Source organism: Micromonospora yongxingensis (assembly GCF_052601155.1).
Map to the genome: position 1 here is coordinate 90,818 of NZ_JBQXEO010000019.1, position 13,893 is coordinate 104,710.

The following is a 13,893-nucleotide window of genomic DNA, read 5'->3' on the forward strand; positions in this document are numbered from 1 at the left end:
CCTCCGGGTCAGCAGCGCTCGATGACGGTGGCGACGCCCATGCCGCCGCCGATGCAGAGGGTCACCACGGCGCGGCGCAGGTCGCGCCGCTCCAACTCGTCCAACGCGGTGCCGAGCAGCATGGCGCCGGTGGCGCCGAGCGGGTGGCCGAGAGCGATCGCGCCGCCGTTGACGTTCACCCGGTCCGGGTCCAGGCCCAGGTCACGGACGTACTTGAGCACCACCGCGGCGAACGCCTCGTTGATCTCGAACAGGTCGATGTCGGCGAGGGTCAGCCCTGCGACGGCGAGGGCCTTGTGGGTGGCGGGGATCGGGCCGGTCAGCATCAGTGTCGGGTCGGCACCGGTGACCGCCGCGCCGACGATGCGGGCGCGCGGGGTGAGGCCGAGGTCCCGGCCGACGTCAGCCGAGCCGATCAGCACCAGCGCGGCGCCGTCCACGATGCCGGACGAGTTGCCGGCGTGGTGGACGTGCTCGATCGCCTCCAGCCAGTGGAACTTCTGCAACGCGACGGCGTCGAACCCGGCGGCCTCGCCCATGGTGGCGAAGGACGGGGTGAGCCGGGCCAGCGCCTTCCGGGTGGTCTCCGGGCGGGGGTGCTCGTCCACCGTGAGGATGTCCAGCCCGTTCCCGTCGCGGACCGGCACCACCGAGCGGGCGAAGTGCCCGCCGGCCCACGCCTTGGCGGCCCGCTCCTGCGAGCGCAGGGCATAGCCGTCCACGTCGTCGCGGGTGAACCCCTCCAAGGTCGCGATCAGGTCGGCGCTGACGCCCTGCGGCACGAACGACGTGGCCAGGGCGGTCTGCGGGTCGGTGGCCCAGGCCGCGCCGTCGGAGCCCATCGGCACCCGGGACATCGACTCGACCCCGCCGGCCAGCAGCAGGTGCTCCCAACCGGAGCGGATCCGTGCGGCGGCGGAGTTGACCGCCTCCAACCCGGAGGCGCAGAACCGGTTGAGCTGCACCCCGCCCACCTGGTCGGGCAGCCCGGCCAGCAGTGCCGCCGCGCGTGCCAGGTCGCCGCCCTGCTCGCCGACCGGGGTGACGATGCCGAGCAACAGGTCCTCCAGCCGGTTGACGTCCAGGCCGGGGTTGCGCTCGCGCAGCGCGTCGATCAGGCCGACCACCAGGGAGATCGGCTTGACCCCGTGCAGCGCGCCGGTGTCCCGGCCGCGTCCGCGCGGGGTGCGGACCGCGTCATAGACGTACGCCTCAGAGGGCACGGGCGATCAGCTCCTTCATGATCTCGTTGGTGCCGCCGTAGATCTTCTGGACGCGGGCGTCGGCGTACATCCGGGCGATCGGGTACTCGGTGGTGTAGCCGTAGCCGCCGAAGAGTTGCAGGCACCGGTCGACGACCTCGCACTGCCCGTCGGTGAGCCACGACTTCGCCATCGCCGCGGTGGCCACGTCCAGGTCGCCGCGCGTGTGCCGGACGATGCAGTCGTCCAGGAAGACCCGGCTGACCCGGGTGCGGGTGGCGCACTCGGCGAGCACCATCCGGGTGTTCTGGTGGCCCATCAGCGGCTTGCCGAAGGCGGTGCGCTCCTTGGCGTACGCGACGGTCAGCTCGACCGCCCGTTCCATGGCGGCGACCGCGCCGACGCCGATCACCAGCCGTTCCTGGGGGAGTTGCTGCATGAGCTGGATGAAACCCAGCCCTTCGGCCCCGCCGAGCAGGTTTGCCGCCGGCACCCGGAACTCGTCGAAGAACAGCTCGGCCGTGTCGTTGGCGTGCAGCCCGATCTTGGACAGCAGTCGGCCCCGGCGGAAGCCCTCCGGGTCGTCGCCCACCTCGCAGACCAGCAACGAGACACCGGCCGCCCGCTGCTCGGGGTCGGTCTTCACGGCCACGATGATGAGGTCGGCCAGACCGCCGTTGGTGATGAACGTCTTCGCGCCGGTGACCACGTAGTCGTCGCCGTCGCGGACCGCCCGGGTGCGCATCGCCTGGAGGTCCGAGCCGCCGTCCGGCTCGGTCATCGCGATCGCGCCGACCAGCTCACCGCTGCACAGGCCGGGCAGCCAGCGCCGCTTCTGCTCCTCGCTGCCGTACGCCACCAGGTAGCCGGTGACGATGCCACTGTGGACGGCCAGTCCGAGGCTGCTCTCCCCGGTGTACGCCTGCTCGTGCAGCATCACCGCCTCGTGGGTGAACCCGCCGCCACCGCCGCCGTACTCCTCCGGGACGGACAGGCCGAGCAGGCCCAGTTCCCCGGCGCGCCGGTAGTGCTCGCGGTCCGGGTGGCCCTGCGCCAGCAGGCGTTCGGCGTGCGGCAGCACCTCCTTGGTGAAGAAGGTGCGGGCCAGGTCGGCCAGGTCGTCGTGCTCCGGTTCGCGCCAGGGCGAGGGGGGACCGTCGGATGGGAGCGTCGGCATGTGCACCACCCTGGCGCGCTGTTGACGGCATGTCAATAAGTCTCGATCAACAGCCTGTGACACAACGTGACGATTCCCTATGCCGGCCCCTCCCACCCTCCCGTCCTTTGCTCTGCTTCAACGGATGCAACAGTTACCGTGCGCTCATCCTGGCAACCTGGCGACTCACCTGCCGGCGGCGGCACAACACCTGCTCACGGCCGGTGTTGCGCGGGGTGAAGCAGAGCAAAGGGAAGGTGGAGGTCAGGGGCCTCGGCGCGGAGGTGACCCATGGTGAGGGCTCGTGACGACGAATGGGTCCAACTCTGCGTGTGGGCAGGTCGACGCCCTGTGCCGGTGCCCGAGCCTGGGCCGCGACGGTGAGCTGCCGATAGGGTCGAGCAGATGAGTGTCGAGACCGCGCCGCGCCGCCGCCGGCTGGAGCCGGATGCGCGGCGTGGGCAGATCCTGGCCTGCGCGGTCCGGCTGTTCGGCGAGGGCGCGTACCCGGACGTCTCGACCACCGACATCGCCCGGGAGGCCGGCGTCGCGCGCGGCCTGGTCAACCACTACTTCGGCACCAAGAAGGACCTCTACCTGGAGGTCGTCCGGGTCATGGTGACCATCCCCGAGGTCGCCCTCGAGCGGTTGCCCAAGGGTGATCTACGGACCCGGGTCGACGCCAGCGTCACCTGGTTCCTCGACGTGGTGTCCCGGCACAGCACCTCCTGGCTGGCGGCCGTCACCGCGCGCGGGATGGGCGGCGACGCCGACGTGGAGCGGGTGCTCGCCGAGGCCGAGGAGGTGGCCGCGGACCGGATGCTGGTCGCCGTCGGCCTGGCCGACGAGGCGGAGCACCGCGAGGAGCTGCGCGGCATGGTCCGGGCGTACGGCGGGCTGGCCACGTCGACCGCCCGCGAGTGGCTCCAGCGTGGCGCGCTGACCCGAGCCCAGGTGCACCTGCTGCTCACCACCACCCTGCTGACCATCGTCGAACAGGTCATCCCGCAGGTCATCGCCGGCGACGACACGAGTCGGCCGCAGGGCTGAGGGAGCCCGCTCAGGCGGCGCGGCGGTTGCCGGCAGGACCGGTACGCGCTGCCGGGGCGGCGTGGCGATCGGCGGCCTGCGCCGGGTGGGGCTCGGAACGGACCACCCGCAGAGGCGGGTCGACCTCGTCGGCGCGGAACCGCCAGCGCGACGGCGTCGACTGCCGCTGTGGAGCGGGGCCTCCGGGACGCAGGCCGGGCCGGGACAGCAGCACGGTGATCAGATAGCCGACCACCAGGAACCCGTGGCTGACCAGTCGTTCCCCGCTCACCGTCCCGGTGGCCAGGTCGTTGACCGAGAGCAGCAGCAGCGTGCCGACGAACGCGCTGAGCATCGGCAGCAGGCCGGCCGGCGGGCTGCGGCGTACCGCCACGAAGAGGAAGCCGGCACCCACCGCCACGTTCCAGGCGGCCGACTCGTGCCACAGGTGCTGGCCGGCCGGGTGCAGGTGATCGGAGGCCGCGCCACGGCCCACCTGAGCCAGGCCGAGAACCAGCTGCACGGCGCCGAGCAGGCCGAGCGCCGCGCGCAGCCCGACGACCAGCCGGCTGCGCTGGGCCGCCCCCGGCCGCCACCGCCACCGTGACCTGGGGGCCGGCGGCGCGGTAGCGACGGCCGCGAGGATCGTCTCGGTCCGGTCGGGCGGTTCGGTGACCAACCGGGTACGCGCCCGGCGCGTCACCGCGGCCGCCGCCGTGAACCAGCCTCGGCACTCGGCGCACCCGTCGAGGTGCCCCTGCGCCGCCGCCCGTTCCTCGGCGGTCTCCTCGCCGTCCAACTGCGCCGACAGGACCTCCCGCCACTGCTCACACCCCATGTACGGGTAGTCGGTCCGGCCGCCACTCCGGTTCCCGGCGGCAGCGGCCGGTTGTGGAATACTCGGCCGATCATGAACCGCTACGGCCTGCTCATCCTGCCCTCCACCAACCGGGTGTACGCCCGCTCCGCCATCGACCTCACCCGGGCCGAGCTGGAGATCTTCGGTCGGTCCGCGCTCGACGGCCGGGTCGGCGAGCTGGACACGACGACCGTCGGTGGGGCCACCTACCTCACCTTCACGGGCGACGGGCTGACCGAGCGGGACCTGGGCGTCCTGGGCAATCTCTCCGCCGGGTACGCGCTGTTCGAGATCGTCGGCGAGCTGCTGCGGCCTATCGAGTGGAGCCAGCTGGACCGCTACGACGACGACCTGATCACCATTCAGAAGTACCCGGGCAAGACCAACGAGCAGTTCACCAAGCTGCTGCTCAACGTCACGCTGCTCGCCTCGGACTGGGCCGCCGAGATGACCAGCCGCCGGTTCCGGGTGCTCGACCCGCTCTGCGGTCGGGGCACCAGCCTGAACCAGGCGCTGATGTACGGCTTCGACGCCGCCGGGATCGAGCGTGACCAGAAGGACGTCGAGGCGTACCGGGCGTTCGTCACCACCTGGCTGAAGCAGAAGCGGATCAAGCACCGGGTGCTGGAGTCGGGGCCGGTGCGTCGGGAGCGCAAGGTGGTCGGCCGGCGGGTACGGATTGAGCTGGCGCCGACCCGCGAGGAGCACAAGGCCGGCAACCTGCAACTGCTGGACGTGGTCAACGCCGACACCACGCGGGCCGGGGAGTTCTTCCGGCCGGAGACCGTCGACCTGGTCGTCGCCGACGCCCCGTACGGCGTCCAGCACGGCAGTCGTACCGCCGACCATGGGTTGGCCCGCGACCCGCTGGCGTTGCTCGCGGACGCAGTGCCGGTCTGGGCCCGGTTGTTGCGCCCCGGCGGCGCGCTCGGTATCTCCTGGAACACCCACGTCGCCAGCCGGGACGACGCCGCCGAGGCGCTGACCGCGGCCGGCCTGACCGTGGTCGACGCGGAGCCCTACCAGGCGCTGCGGCACCGGGTGGACCAGTCGATCATGCGGGACGTGCTGGTGGCCCGCCGCCCGGCCTAGCGCCTCCCACCCGTACCACTCCGCGGCAGCCATCCCAGCTGGGTCGCCGACGGTCACTTCCGCGTGCCCTCAGCCCTGCTCTGTGCCGCATTTCACCTGTTCAGGGGGCAGGTGTGAAAACCACGTCAAGAAAAGGTCCGCCGCCGTCATGGTCGCGTTATGACCCCTGTCGCTGGCTGGGTGACGGGGCTTTGATTGCCCGGCGCGACCGGGAGGCGGTCGCGACGAACCTTTCCGGTATGAGGAGTCAGCGTGTCTGACGTGGTGTTCGTGATCCTGACGGTGGCGCTGTTCGCAGTGCTCGCCCTGGTGGTCCGGGCGGTGGAGAAGCTGTGAACGCGGTCAATGCCGTCGGCCTGGTGCTCGCGATCGTCCTGGGCGCGTTCCTGGTGTTCGCCCTGTTGTTTCCGGAGCGCTTCTGATGACCATGACGACAGCGGGCGTCATCTTCGTGTTGACGCTGGTGGCGGCCCTGGTAGCCGTCTACAAGCCGTTCGGTGACTACATGTTCCGGGCGGTCTCCGGCACCCGGCAGTCCCGGGTCGAGCGGGGAATCTTCCGCCTGGTGGGGGTCAACCCGGCCGCCGAGCAGACCTGGGGTGTGTACGCCCGCAGCGTGCTGGCGTTCTCCGCGGTCTCGATCCTGTTCCTCTACCTGTTCCAGCGGGTGCAGAACCACCTCTGGCTGTCGCTGGGCTTCGACCCGGTCGTGCCGCACGGCGCGTGGAACACCGCCGTCTCGTTCGTGACCAACACCAACTGGCAGTCGTACTCGGGTGAGTCGACCATGGGTCACCTGGTGCAGATGGCCGGCCTGGCGGTGCAGAACTTCGTCTCCGCGGCGGTCGGCATCGCGGTGGCGGTCGCGCTGGTGCGTGGCTTCGCCCGCAGCCGCACCGGGCAGTTGGGCAACTTCTGGGTCGACCTGATCCGGATCACGCTGCGGATCCTGCTGCCGATCGCGGTGCTCGGCGCCCTCGCGCTGATGCTCGGCGGGGTGGTGCAGAACCTTTCCGGCGGCACCGACGTGACCACGCTGACCGGTGGCTCACAGACCGTCACCGGTGGTCCGGTGGCCAGCCAGGAAGTGATCAAGGAGCTGGGTACCAACGGTGGCGGCTTCTACAACGTCAACAGCGCCCACCCGTTCGAGAACCCGACCACGTGGACGAACTGGCTGGAGATCTTCCTGATCTTCCTGATCCCGTTCAGCATGCCCCGGGTCTTCGGCCGGATGGTCGGGCAGAACCGCCAGGGCTACGCCATCGCCGCGGTGATGGGCATTCTCGCGTTCGCCAGTGTGGTCATCACCAACGTCTTCGAGTTGGCCGGCCACGGCACCGTGCCGCAGGCGGTCGGCGCCGCCCTGGAGGGCAAGGAGGTGCGGTTCGACGTGTCGAACTCGGCCACCTTCGCCGCCGCCACGACGCTGACCTCGACCGGGGCGGTGAACTCGTTCCACGACTCGTTCACCCCGCTCGGCGGCATGATGACGATGGTCAACATGATGCTCGGCGAGGTCGCCCCGGGCGGTACGGGTTCTGGTCTCTACGGCCTGCTCATCCTCGCGGTGATCACCGTCTTCGTGGCCGGCCTGATGGTCGGCCGGACCCCGGAGTACCTGGGCAAGAAGATCGGCTCGCGAGAGATCAAGTTCGCCTCGCTCTACTTCCTGATCACGCCGATCCTGGTGCTCGTCGGTACGGCGGCCGCGTTCGCCACCGGCAACAACTCCACCGCGCTCAACGTCGGGCCGCACGGCCTCTCCGAGGTGCTCTACGCGTTCACCTCGGCCAGCAACAACAACGGCTCCGCCTTCGGCGGAATCACGGTCAACACCACCTGGTGGGACACCGCGCTCGGGTTGTGCATGCTGTTCGGCCGATTCCTCCCGATCATCTTCGTGCTCGCGTTGGCCGGCTCACTGGCCCGCCAGGCACCCACCCCCGCGTCCGAGGGCACCCTGCCGACCCACCGACCGCTGTTCATCGGCATGGTCGTCGGCGTCACGGTGGTCCTCGTCGCGCTGACCTTCCTGCCCGCACTCGCGCTCGGCCCGCTGGCAGAAGGGCTCTGACCACCATGAGGAACGAGGACATGTCCGTCACGTCCGCCCCAACAGAGCAACTCCCCGGTACCCCAGCCACCCACGGCAACCGGGTCGGTGGGGGACTGCTCGACCCCCAGCAGCTGATCCGGTCCCTGCCGGACGCCCTGCGCAAGCTCAACCCGACCACCCTGTGGCGCAACCCGGTGATGCTGATCGTGGAGGTCGGAGCGGCCTTCACCACCGTCCTGGCGGTGACCGACCCGTCGGTGTTCGCCTGGGCGATCACCATCTGGCTGTGGCTGACCGTGCTCTTCGCCAACCTGGCCGAGGCGGTCGCGGAGGGCCGGGGCAAGGCCCAGGCCGCCGCGTTGCGGCAGGCCAAGCAGGACACCATCGCCACCCGGCTGATCGGCTGGACGCCGGGTGCCCGGGCCAACGCCTACACCGACGAGGCGGTGCCGGCGCCGCAACTGCGCCAGGGCGACATCGTGCTGGTCGAGGCCGGCGGCATCATCCCCGGTGACGGCGACATCGTCGAGGGCATCGCCAGCGTCGACGAGTCGGCCATCACCGGCGAGTCGGCCCCGGTCATCCGGGAGTCCGGCGGCGACCGCAGCGCGGTCACGGGTGGCACGAAGGTGCTCTCCGACCGGATCGTCGTGAAGATCACCCAGAAGCCGGGGGAGAGCTTCATCGACCGGATGATCGCCCTGGTCGAGGGTGCCAACCGGCAGAAGACGCCGAACGAGATCGCGCTGAACATCCTGCTCGCCGCGCTCACGATCATCTTCCTGCTGGCCGTGGTCACCCTTCAGCCGCTGGCCATCTTCTCCAAGGCGTATCAGGCCGCGGCGCCCGACAGCGGTGCGATCACCGACGCCGGTGTCAGCGGGATCGTGCTGATCTCGCTGCTGGTGTGTCTCATCCCCACCACTATCGGCGCGTTGCTCTCCGCCATCGGCATCGCCGGTATGGACCGGCTCGTGCAGCGCAACGTGCTGGCCATGAGCGGCCGGGCCGTCGAGGCGGCCGGTGACGTGAACACCCTCCTGTTGGACAAGACCGGCACCATCACACTGGGCAACCGGCAGGCCGCCGAGTTCGTACCCGTCGAAGGGGTCACCGCCGCGACCCTGGCCGACGCCGCTCAACTGTCCAGCCTCGCCGACGAGACCCCCGAGGGGCGCTCGGTGGTGGTACTGGCGAAGAACGAGTTCGGGCTGCGCGAGCGCGAGCCCGGCGTGATGCCGCACGCCACCTTCGTACCGTTCACCGCGCAGACGCGGATGAGCGGCGTCGACATGGCCCCGGACGCCAGCGTGGACGGCGGCGCGGTCGACACGGCACGCCGGGTCCGCAAGGGCGCCGCCGCCGCCGTGATGAAGTGGGTACGGGAGAACGGCGGCCACCCGACCGAGCAGGTCGGCGAGATCGTGGACGCGATCAGTGGCACCGGCGGCACCCCGCTGGTCGTCGCCGAGCACGTCGACGGCGAACCGGCCCGTGCGCTCGGCGTCATCCACCTCAAGGACGTCGTCAAGTCCGGCATGCGGGAGCGGTTCGACGAGATGCGCCGGATGGGCATCCGGACCGTGATGATCACCGGTGACAACCCGCGTACCGCGAAGGCGATCGCCGACGAGGCCGGGGTGGACGACTTCCTGGCCGAGGCGACGCCGGAGGACAAGCTCGCGCTGATCAAGCGGGAGCAGGAGGGTGGCCGGCTGGTCGCGATGACCGGCGACGGCACCAACGACGCTCCGGCGCTCGCGCAGGCCGACGTCGGCGTGGCGATGAACACCGGCACGTCGGCCGCCAAGGAGGCCGGCAACATGGTCGACCTCGACTCCGACCCGACCAAGCTGATCGAGATCGTGGAGATCGGCAAGCAGTTGCTGATCACCCGTGGTGCCCTGACGACGTTCAGCATCTCCAACGACATCGCGAAGTATTTCGCGATCATCCCGGCCATGTTCGCCGGCCTCTACCCGAGCCTGGACGCGCTGAACATCATGCGGCTGTCCAGCCCGGAGTCGGCGATCCTGGCCGCCGTCATCTTCAACGCCCTGGTGATCATCGCGCTGATCCCGCTCGCCCTGCGCGGCGTGCGGTACCGGCCGGCGGCCGCGTCGAAGCTGCTCAGCCGCAACCTGTTGCTGTACGGACTGGGCGGCATCATCGTGCCGTTCATCGGGATCAAGATCATCGACCTGCTCATCCAGTTCATCCCGGGGATTTCGTGATGCGCCTACCCACCTGGCTCGCCCAACACCTCGCCGCCCTGCGCGCCCTGCTCGTCTTCACGGTGCTGCTCGGGCTGGTCTACCCGCTGGCCCTGGTCGCCGTCGGCCAGCTGCCCGGCCTCAACCACAAGGCCGACGGCTCGCTGATCGACGCCGGCGGCACGACGGTCGGCAGCGCGCTGATCGGCCAGTCCTTCACCGACGCCGACGGCAACCCCGTCCCGCGGTACTTCCAGTCCCGCCCGTCCGCCGCCGGCGACGGCTACGACCCGACCTCCACCTCGGCCAGCAACCTGGGACCGGAGAGTGTGGTCGACACCCTCGCCACCGACCCGGAGGAATCCAGCGAGAGCCTGCTCACCCAGGTGTGCGGGCGAAGCAGGGAGGTCGGCGAGCTCAACGGCGTCGACGGCCGACGCCCCTACTGCACCGACGACGGTGTGGGCGCCGTGCTCGCCGTCTTCCGCGCCGGCGGTCTGACCGGCCCGGTCACCCGGGTGGTCAGCGTCAACCAGGCCGCCCCGGCCACGCCGTTCGTCACCGAGTACCAGGGGGTGCCGGTGGAGCTGGCCCAGCCCGGTGAGGACTACGTGGCCGCCGGCGGGGTGGTCACCCCGATCCGCGGCGGCGCGCCCGCCGAGCCGGCCGTGCCCGCCGACGCGGTCACCGCCAGCGGCAGCGGCCTCGACCCGCAGATCAGCCCGGCGTACGCCGAGTTGCAGGTGAACCGGGTCGCGCGCGAGCGCGGCGCGGACCCGGCGGCGGTCCGCAAGCTGGTCGAGGAGCACACCGACGGGCGCGGGCTCGGCTTCATGGGCGAGCCCGGGGTCAACGTGTTGGAACTCAACATCGCCCTCGACAAGCAGTTCGCCGCACGCTGAGCGCACCTCGGGCGGGGCCGTGCCATCCGGGCGCGGCCCCGCCCGCCGATCTGACCAGGGAGGATGGTCCCCGTGCCACGCGGAGAACTGCGCATCTACCTCGGGGCCGCCCCCGGCGTCGGTAAGACGTACGCCATGTTGGAGGAGGCCCAGCGGCGGGCCGCGCGCGGCGCCGACGTGGTGATCGGTTTCGTCGAGACCCACGGCCGCCAGCACACCGCGGCCATGCTCGGCGACCTGGAGCAGGTGCCTCGCCGCACGATGACCTACCGCGGCGTCGAGTTCACCGAGATGGACCTGGACGCGGTGCTGGCCCGCCGGCCGGAGATCGCGGTGGTCGACGAGCTGGCGCACACCAACGTGCCCGGGTCCCGGCACGACAAGCGCTGGCAGGACGTCCAGGAGCTGCTCGACGCGGGAATCGACGTGCTGTCCACGGTCAACGTGCAGCACCTGGAATCGGTCAACGACGTGGTTGCCCAGATCACCGGCACCACCCAGCGGGAGACCCTGCCGGACGAGATCGTCCGCGCGGCCGAGCAGGTCGAGCTGGTCGACATGACCCCCGAGGCGCTGCGCCGACGGATGGCGCACGGCAACATCTACCGCCCCGACAAGATCGACGCCGCGCTGGGCAACTACTTCCGGGTCGGCAACCTCACCGCGCTGCGCGAGCTGGCGCTGCTCTGGTTGGCCGACAAGGTCGACGAGCAGCTCGACCGGTACCGCAGCCAGCAGGGCATCGCCGCCACCTGGGAGGCCCGGGAACGGGTCGTGGTGGCACTGACCGGTGGCCCGGAGGGCGAGACGCTGATCCGGCGCGCGGCCCGGGTCGCGGCCCGCAGCAAGGGCGCCGACCTGCTCGCCGTGCACGTGGCGCGCAGCGACGGCCTGGCCGGCGCCGACCCGGCCCAACTGGCCCGCCAGCGGGTGCTGGTCGAGAGTCTGGGCGGCACGTACCACCAGGTGCTCGGCACCGACGTGCCGGCCGCGCTGCTGGACTTCGCCCAGGGGGTGAACGCCACCCAGTTGGTGCTCGGCGCCAGCCGGCGGGGCCGCCTCGCGCAGATCTTCGCCCGGGGCGTCGGGGTGACCACCACCGCGCTCTCCGGGTCGATCGACGTGCACCTGGTCACCCACAAGCAGGCCGGCAAGGGTCGCCGGGCGGCGGCGGTGCCGGCGGCCCTGTCCCGGCGCCGGCGGCTGCTCGGGTTCGGCCTGGCCGTGCTCGGCATGCCACTGCTCACCCTGCTGCTGAGGACGCTGCCCGACCTGACGCTGACCAACGACATCCTGCTCTTCCTCGCCGGGGTCGTCGGCGTCGCGCTGGTCGGCGGGCTCTGGCCGGCCCTGGTCGCCGCGCTCGGCGGCTCGCTGCTGCTCAACTGGTTCTTCACCCCGCCGTACCGCACGTTGACCATCGCCGAGGCGGACAACCTGCTCGCCCTGGCCGTCTTCGTCGGCGTGGCGCTGGCGGTGAGCTGGATCGTCGACGTGGCCGCCCGGCGGACCCGGGAGGCCGCCCGTGCCGCCGCGGACGCGCAGACCCTCGCCGCCGTCGCCGGTGGCGTGCTGCGCGGCGAACGTCCCCTGCCCGCCCTGCTGGATCAGCTCCGGGAGACCTTCGGGCTGCGCGCGGTGAGCGTGCTGGAGCTGGCCGAGGAGGCCAGTGGGCGCCCGGAGCGGGCCCGCGAGGAGCACGCCTGGTGCGTGGTCGCCAGCGTCGGTGACCGTCCGGCCTGCACCCCTGACGAGGGCGAGACGGCGGTGCCGGTCGACGAACGGATCACCGTCGTGCTCAGCGGCCGCCGGCTGGAGGCCGCCGACCGGCGGATCGTCGAGGCGTTCGCCGCTCAGGCCGCCGTCGCGCTGCGCCAGGAACGGCTCGCCGAGGAGGCGGCCACCGCCCGGCCCCTCGCCGCGGCGGACCGGATGCGTACCGCGCTGCTCGCCGCGGTCAGCCACGACCTGCGTACCCCGCTGGCCTCGGCGAAGGCGGCCGTGACCAGCCTGCGCAGCCACGACATCGAGTTCGACGAGCAGGACCGCGAGGAGCTGCTGGAGACCGCCGAGGAGTCGTTGGACCGGCTCGCCCGGTTGGTCGGCAACCTGCTGGACATGAGTCGGCTCCAGGCCGGCGTCCTGGGCATCGCGGCGACCGCGGTCGGCCTGGAGGACGCCGTACCCCGGGCGCTGGACGAGATCGGGCCACCCGCCGCCGCCGTCGGCACCGACATCCCGGCCGACCTGCCCGCCGCCACCGCCGACCCGGGCCTGCTGGAACGGGTCCTGGTCAACGTCATCGCGAACGCGCTGCGCTACAGCCCGCCGGGGCAGCCGCCCACGGTCACCGCGAGCGCCCACGCCGGCCAGGTGGAGCTGCGGATCATCGACCGTGGACCGGGTATCCCGGAGGACCAGTGGGAGCACGTCTTCCTGCCGTTCCAGCGCCTCGGCGACCGGGACAACCAGACCGGCGTCGGCCTCGGGCTTGCCCTGTCCCGGGGTCTGGCCGAGGCGATGGGTGGCAGCATCACCCCCGAGACCACCCCCGGCGGTGGGCTCACGATGGTGCTGCGGCTGCCTGCCGCGACGCAGAGCAGCTCGGAAGGGCCGCAGGAATGACCCGCATCCTGGTCGTCGACGACGAGCCGCAGATCCTGCGTGCCCTGCGGATCAACCTGCGCGCCCGCCGGTACGACGTGGACGTCGCCGGCACCGGGGCCGCCGCGCTGAAGGCCGCCGCCAGCCACCCACCCGATCTGGTGGTGCTCGACCTCGGCCTGCCGGACATCGACGGGGTGGAGGTCATCCGCGGCCTGCGCGGCTGGACGGACGTACCGATCATCGTGCTCTCCGGGCGGGCCGGCAGCGAGGACAAGGTCGCCGCGCTCGACGCCGGCGCGGACGACTACGTCACCAAGCCGTTCGGGGTGGAGGAACTGCTGGCCCGCATCCGGGCGGTCACCCGGCGCCTCGGCACGCCCAGCGAGGCGGTGCCCGCGCTGCGGATCGGCCAGCACACGGTCGACCTGGCCGACCACAGCGTGCGGCGGGACGACGGCACCGAGGTCAAGCTGACCCCCACCCAGTGGAGTGTGCTGGAGAAGCTGCTGCGCCACCCCGGCAAGCTGGTCAGCCAGCGTCAGCTCCTCCAGGACGTGTGGGGCCCGGAGTACCAGAACGAGACCAACTACCTGCGCCAGTACCTGGCGCAGCTCCGGCGCAAGCTGGAGGACGACCCGGCCCGCCCCCGGCACCTCATCACCGAGCCGGGAATGGGTTACCGCTACCGCCCCTGACCCGTTGACACCCGCCGGCAGAGATTGAAGAATTTCGTTCGCAGCGGCAGCGGCGTGCTTCTGTAACCGTCCCCCTCAC

11 protein-coding genes are annotated in these 13,893 nt (G+C 71.4%); 8 read left to right on the forward strand and 3 right to left on the reverse strand.

What is annotated here, in order from left to right; all coding sequences use genetic code 11:
• Positions 1-8: 8 nt before the first annotated feature.
• Both ACTWLT_RS22130 and ACTWLT_RS22135 read right to left on the reverse strand, forming a co-directional pair.
• Positions 9-1,223 (reverse strand): acetyl-CoA C-acetyltransferase, encoded by a 1,215-nt coding sequence (locus tag ACTWLT_RS22130; RefSeq protein ID WP_445320031.1) that lies wholly within the window; start codon positions 1,221-1,223, stop codon positions 9-11.
• Positions 1,213-2,379: an acyl-CoA dehydrogenase family protein gene (locus ACTWLT_RS22135; RefSeq protein WP_445320032.1), complete on the reverse strand. Its 1,167-nt coding sequence runs from the start codon at positions 2,377-2,379 to the stop codon at positions 1,213-1,215. The genes ACTWLT_RS22130 and ACTWLT_RS22135 overlap by 11 nt, the downstream gene beginning before the upstream one ends.
• A gap of 384 nt (positions 2,380-2,763) precedes the next feature.
• Between ACTWLT_RS22135 and ACTWLT_RS22140 the strand changes: the two genes are divergently transcribed.
• The gene (locus ACTWLT_RS22140; RefSeq protein ID WP_445320033.1) at positions 2,764-3,408 is read left to right on the forward strand and encodes a TetR/AcrR family transcriptional regulator; all 645 of its coding nucleotides are present in this window, start codon (positions 2,764-2,766) and stop codon (positions 3,406-3,408) included.
• A gap of 10 nt (positions 3,409-3,418) precedes the next feature.
• Here ACTWLT_RS22140 and ACTWLT_RS22145 read toward each other — a convergent pair whose 3' ends face one another.
• On the reverse strand, positions 3,419-4,225 hold the full coding sequence (locus ACTWLT_RS22145; protein WP_445320034.1) for a zf-HC2 domain-containing protein: 807 nt from the start codon (positions 4,223-4,225) through the stop codon (positions 3,419-3,421).
• A gap of 72 nt (positions 4,226-4,297) precedes the next feature.
• Here ACTWLT_RS22145 and ACTWLT_RS22150 point away from each other — a divergent pair, with 72 nt between their 5' ends.
• From ACTWLT_RS22150 to ACTWLT_RS22180, 7 genes are all read left to right on the forward strand, one after another.
• Entirely contained in the window at positions 4,298-5,338 is a 1,041-nt protein-coding gene (locus ACTWLT_RS22150; protein ID WP_445320035.1) for a TRM11 family SAM-dependent methyltransferase, read from the forward strand.
• Positions 5,339-5,670: 332 nt separating this feature from the next.
• A complete protein-coding gene (gene kdpF, locus ACTWLT_RS22155; protein ID WP_036390805.1) occupies positions 5,671-5,760 on the forward strand; it encodes a K(+)-transporting ATPase subunit F in 90 nt (29 codons plus the stop codon).
• Positions 5,760-7,415 carry a potassium-transporting ATPase subunit KdpA gene (gene kdpA, locus ACTWLT_RS22160; RefSeq protein WP_445320036.1) on the forward strand — a complete coding sequence of 552 codons (1,656 nt, stop codon included), beginning with the start codon at positions 5,760-5,762 and terminating at the stop codon, positions 7,413-7,415. The genes kdpF and kdpA overlap by 1 nt, the downstream gene beginning before the upstream one ends.
• Before the next feature lie 20 nt (positions 7,416-7,435).
• Entirely contained in the window at positions 7,436-9,631 is a 2,196-nt protein-coding gene (gene kdpB / locus ACTWLT_RS22165) for a potassium-transporting ATPase subunit KdpB (RefSeq protein ID WP_445320037.1), read from the forward strand.
• Positions 9,631-10,512, forward strand: coding sequence for a potassium-transporting ATPase subunit C (locus ACTWLT_RS22170; RefSeq protein ID WP_445320038.1), 882 nt, complete (start codon positions 9,631-9,633; stop codon positions 10,510-10,512). Before kdpB ends, ACTWLT_RS22170 begins: the two co-directional genes overlap by 1 nt.
• Positions 10,513-10,584: 72 nt before the next feature.
• Entirely contained in the window at positions 10,585-13,137 is a 2,553-nt protein-coding gene (locus ACTWLT_RS22175) for a sensor histidine kinase (protein ID WP_445320039.1), read from the forward strand.
• Positions 13,134-13,814, forward strand: coding sequence for a response regulator (locus ACTWLT_RS22180; protein WP_252416017.1), 681 nt, complete (start codon positions 13,134-13,136; stop codon positions 13,812-13,814). The genes ACTWLT_RS22175 and ACTWLT_RS22180 overlap by 4 nt, the downstream gene beginning before the upstream one ends.
• Positions 13,815-13,893: the final 79 nt, after the last annotated feature.

Coding starts and splice junctions, on each gene's coding strand:
- ACTWLT_RS22180 (WP_252416017.1), top strand. CDS start 13,134: ATGACCCGCATCCTGGTCGTCGACGACGAGCCGCAGATCCTGCGTGCC.
- kdpB (WP_445320037.1), top strand. CDS start 7,436: ATGTCCGTCACGTCCGCCCCAACAGAGCAACTCCCCGGTACCCCAGCC.
- ACTWLT_RS22140 (WP_445320033.1), top strand. CDS start 2,764: ATGAGTGTCGAGACCGCGCCGCGCCGCCGCCGGCTGGAGCCGGATGCG.
- ACTWLT_RS22135 (WP_445320032.1), bottom strand. CDS start 2,379: ATGCCGACGCTCCCATCCGACGGTCCCCCCTCGCCCTGGCGCGAACCG.
- ACTWLT_RS22170 (WP_445320038.1), top strand. CDS start 9,631: ATGCGCCTACCCACCTGGCTCGCCCAACACCTCGCCGCCCTGCGCGCC.
- kdpA (WP_445320036.1), top strand. CDS start 5,760: ATGACCATGACGACAGCGGGCGTCATCTTCGTGTTGACGCTGGTGGCG.
- ACTWLT_RS22150 (WP_445320035.1), top strand. CDS start 4,298: ATGAACCGCTACGGCCTGCTCATCCTGCCCTCCACCAACCGGGTGTAC.
- ACTWLT_RS22145 (WP_445320034.1), bottom strand. CDS start 4,225: ATGGGGTGTGAGCAGTGGCGGGAGGTCCTGTCGGCGCAGTTGGACGGC.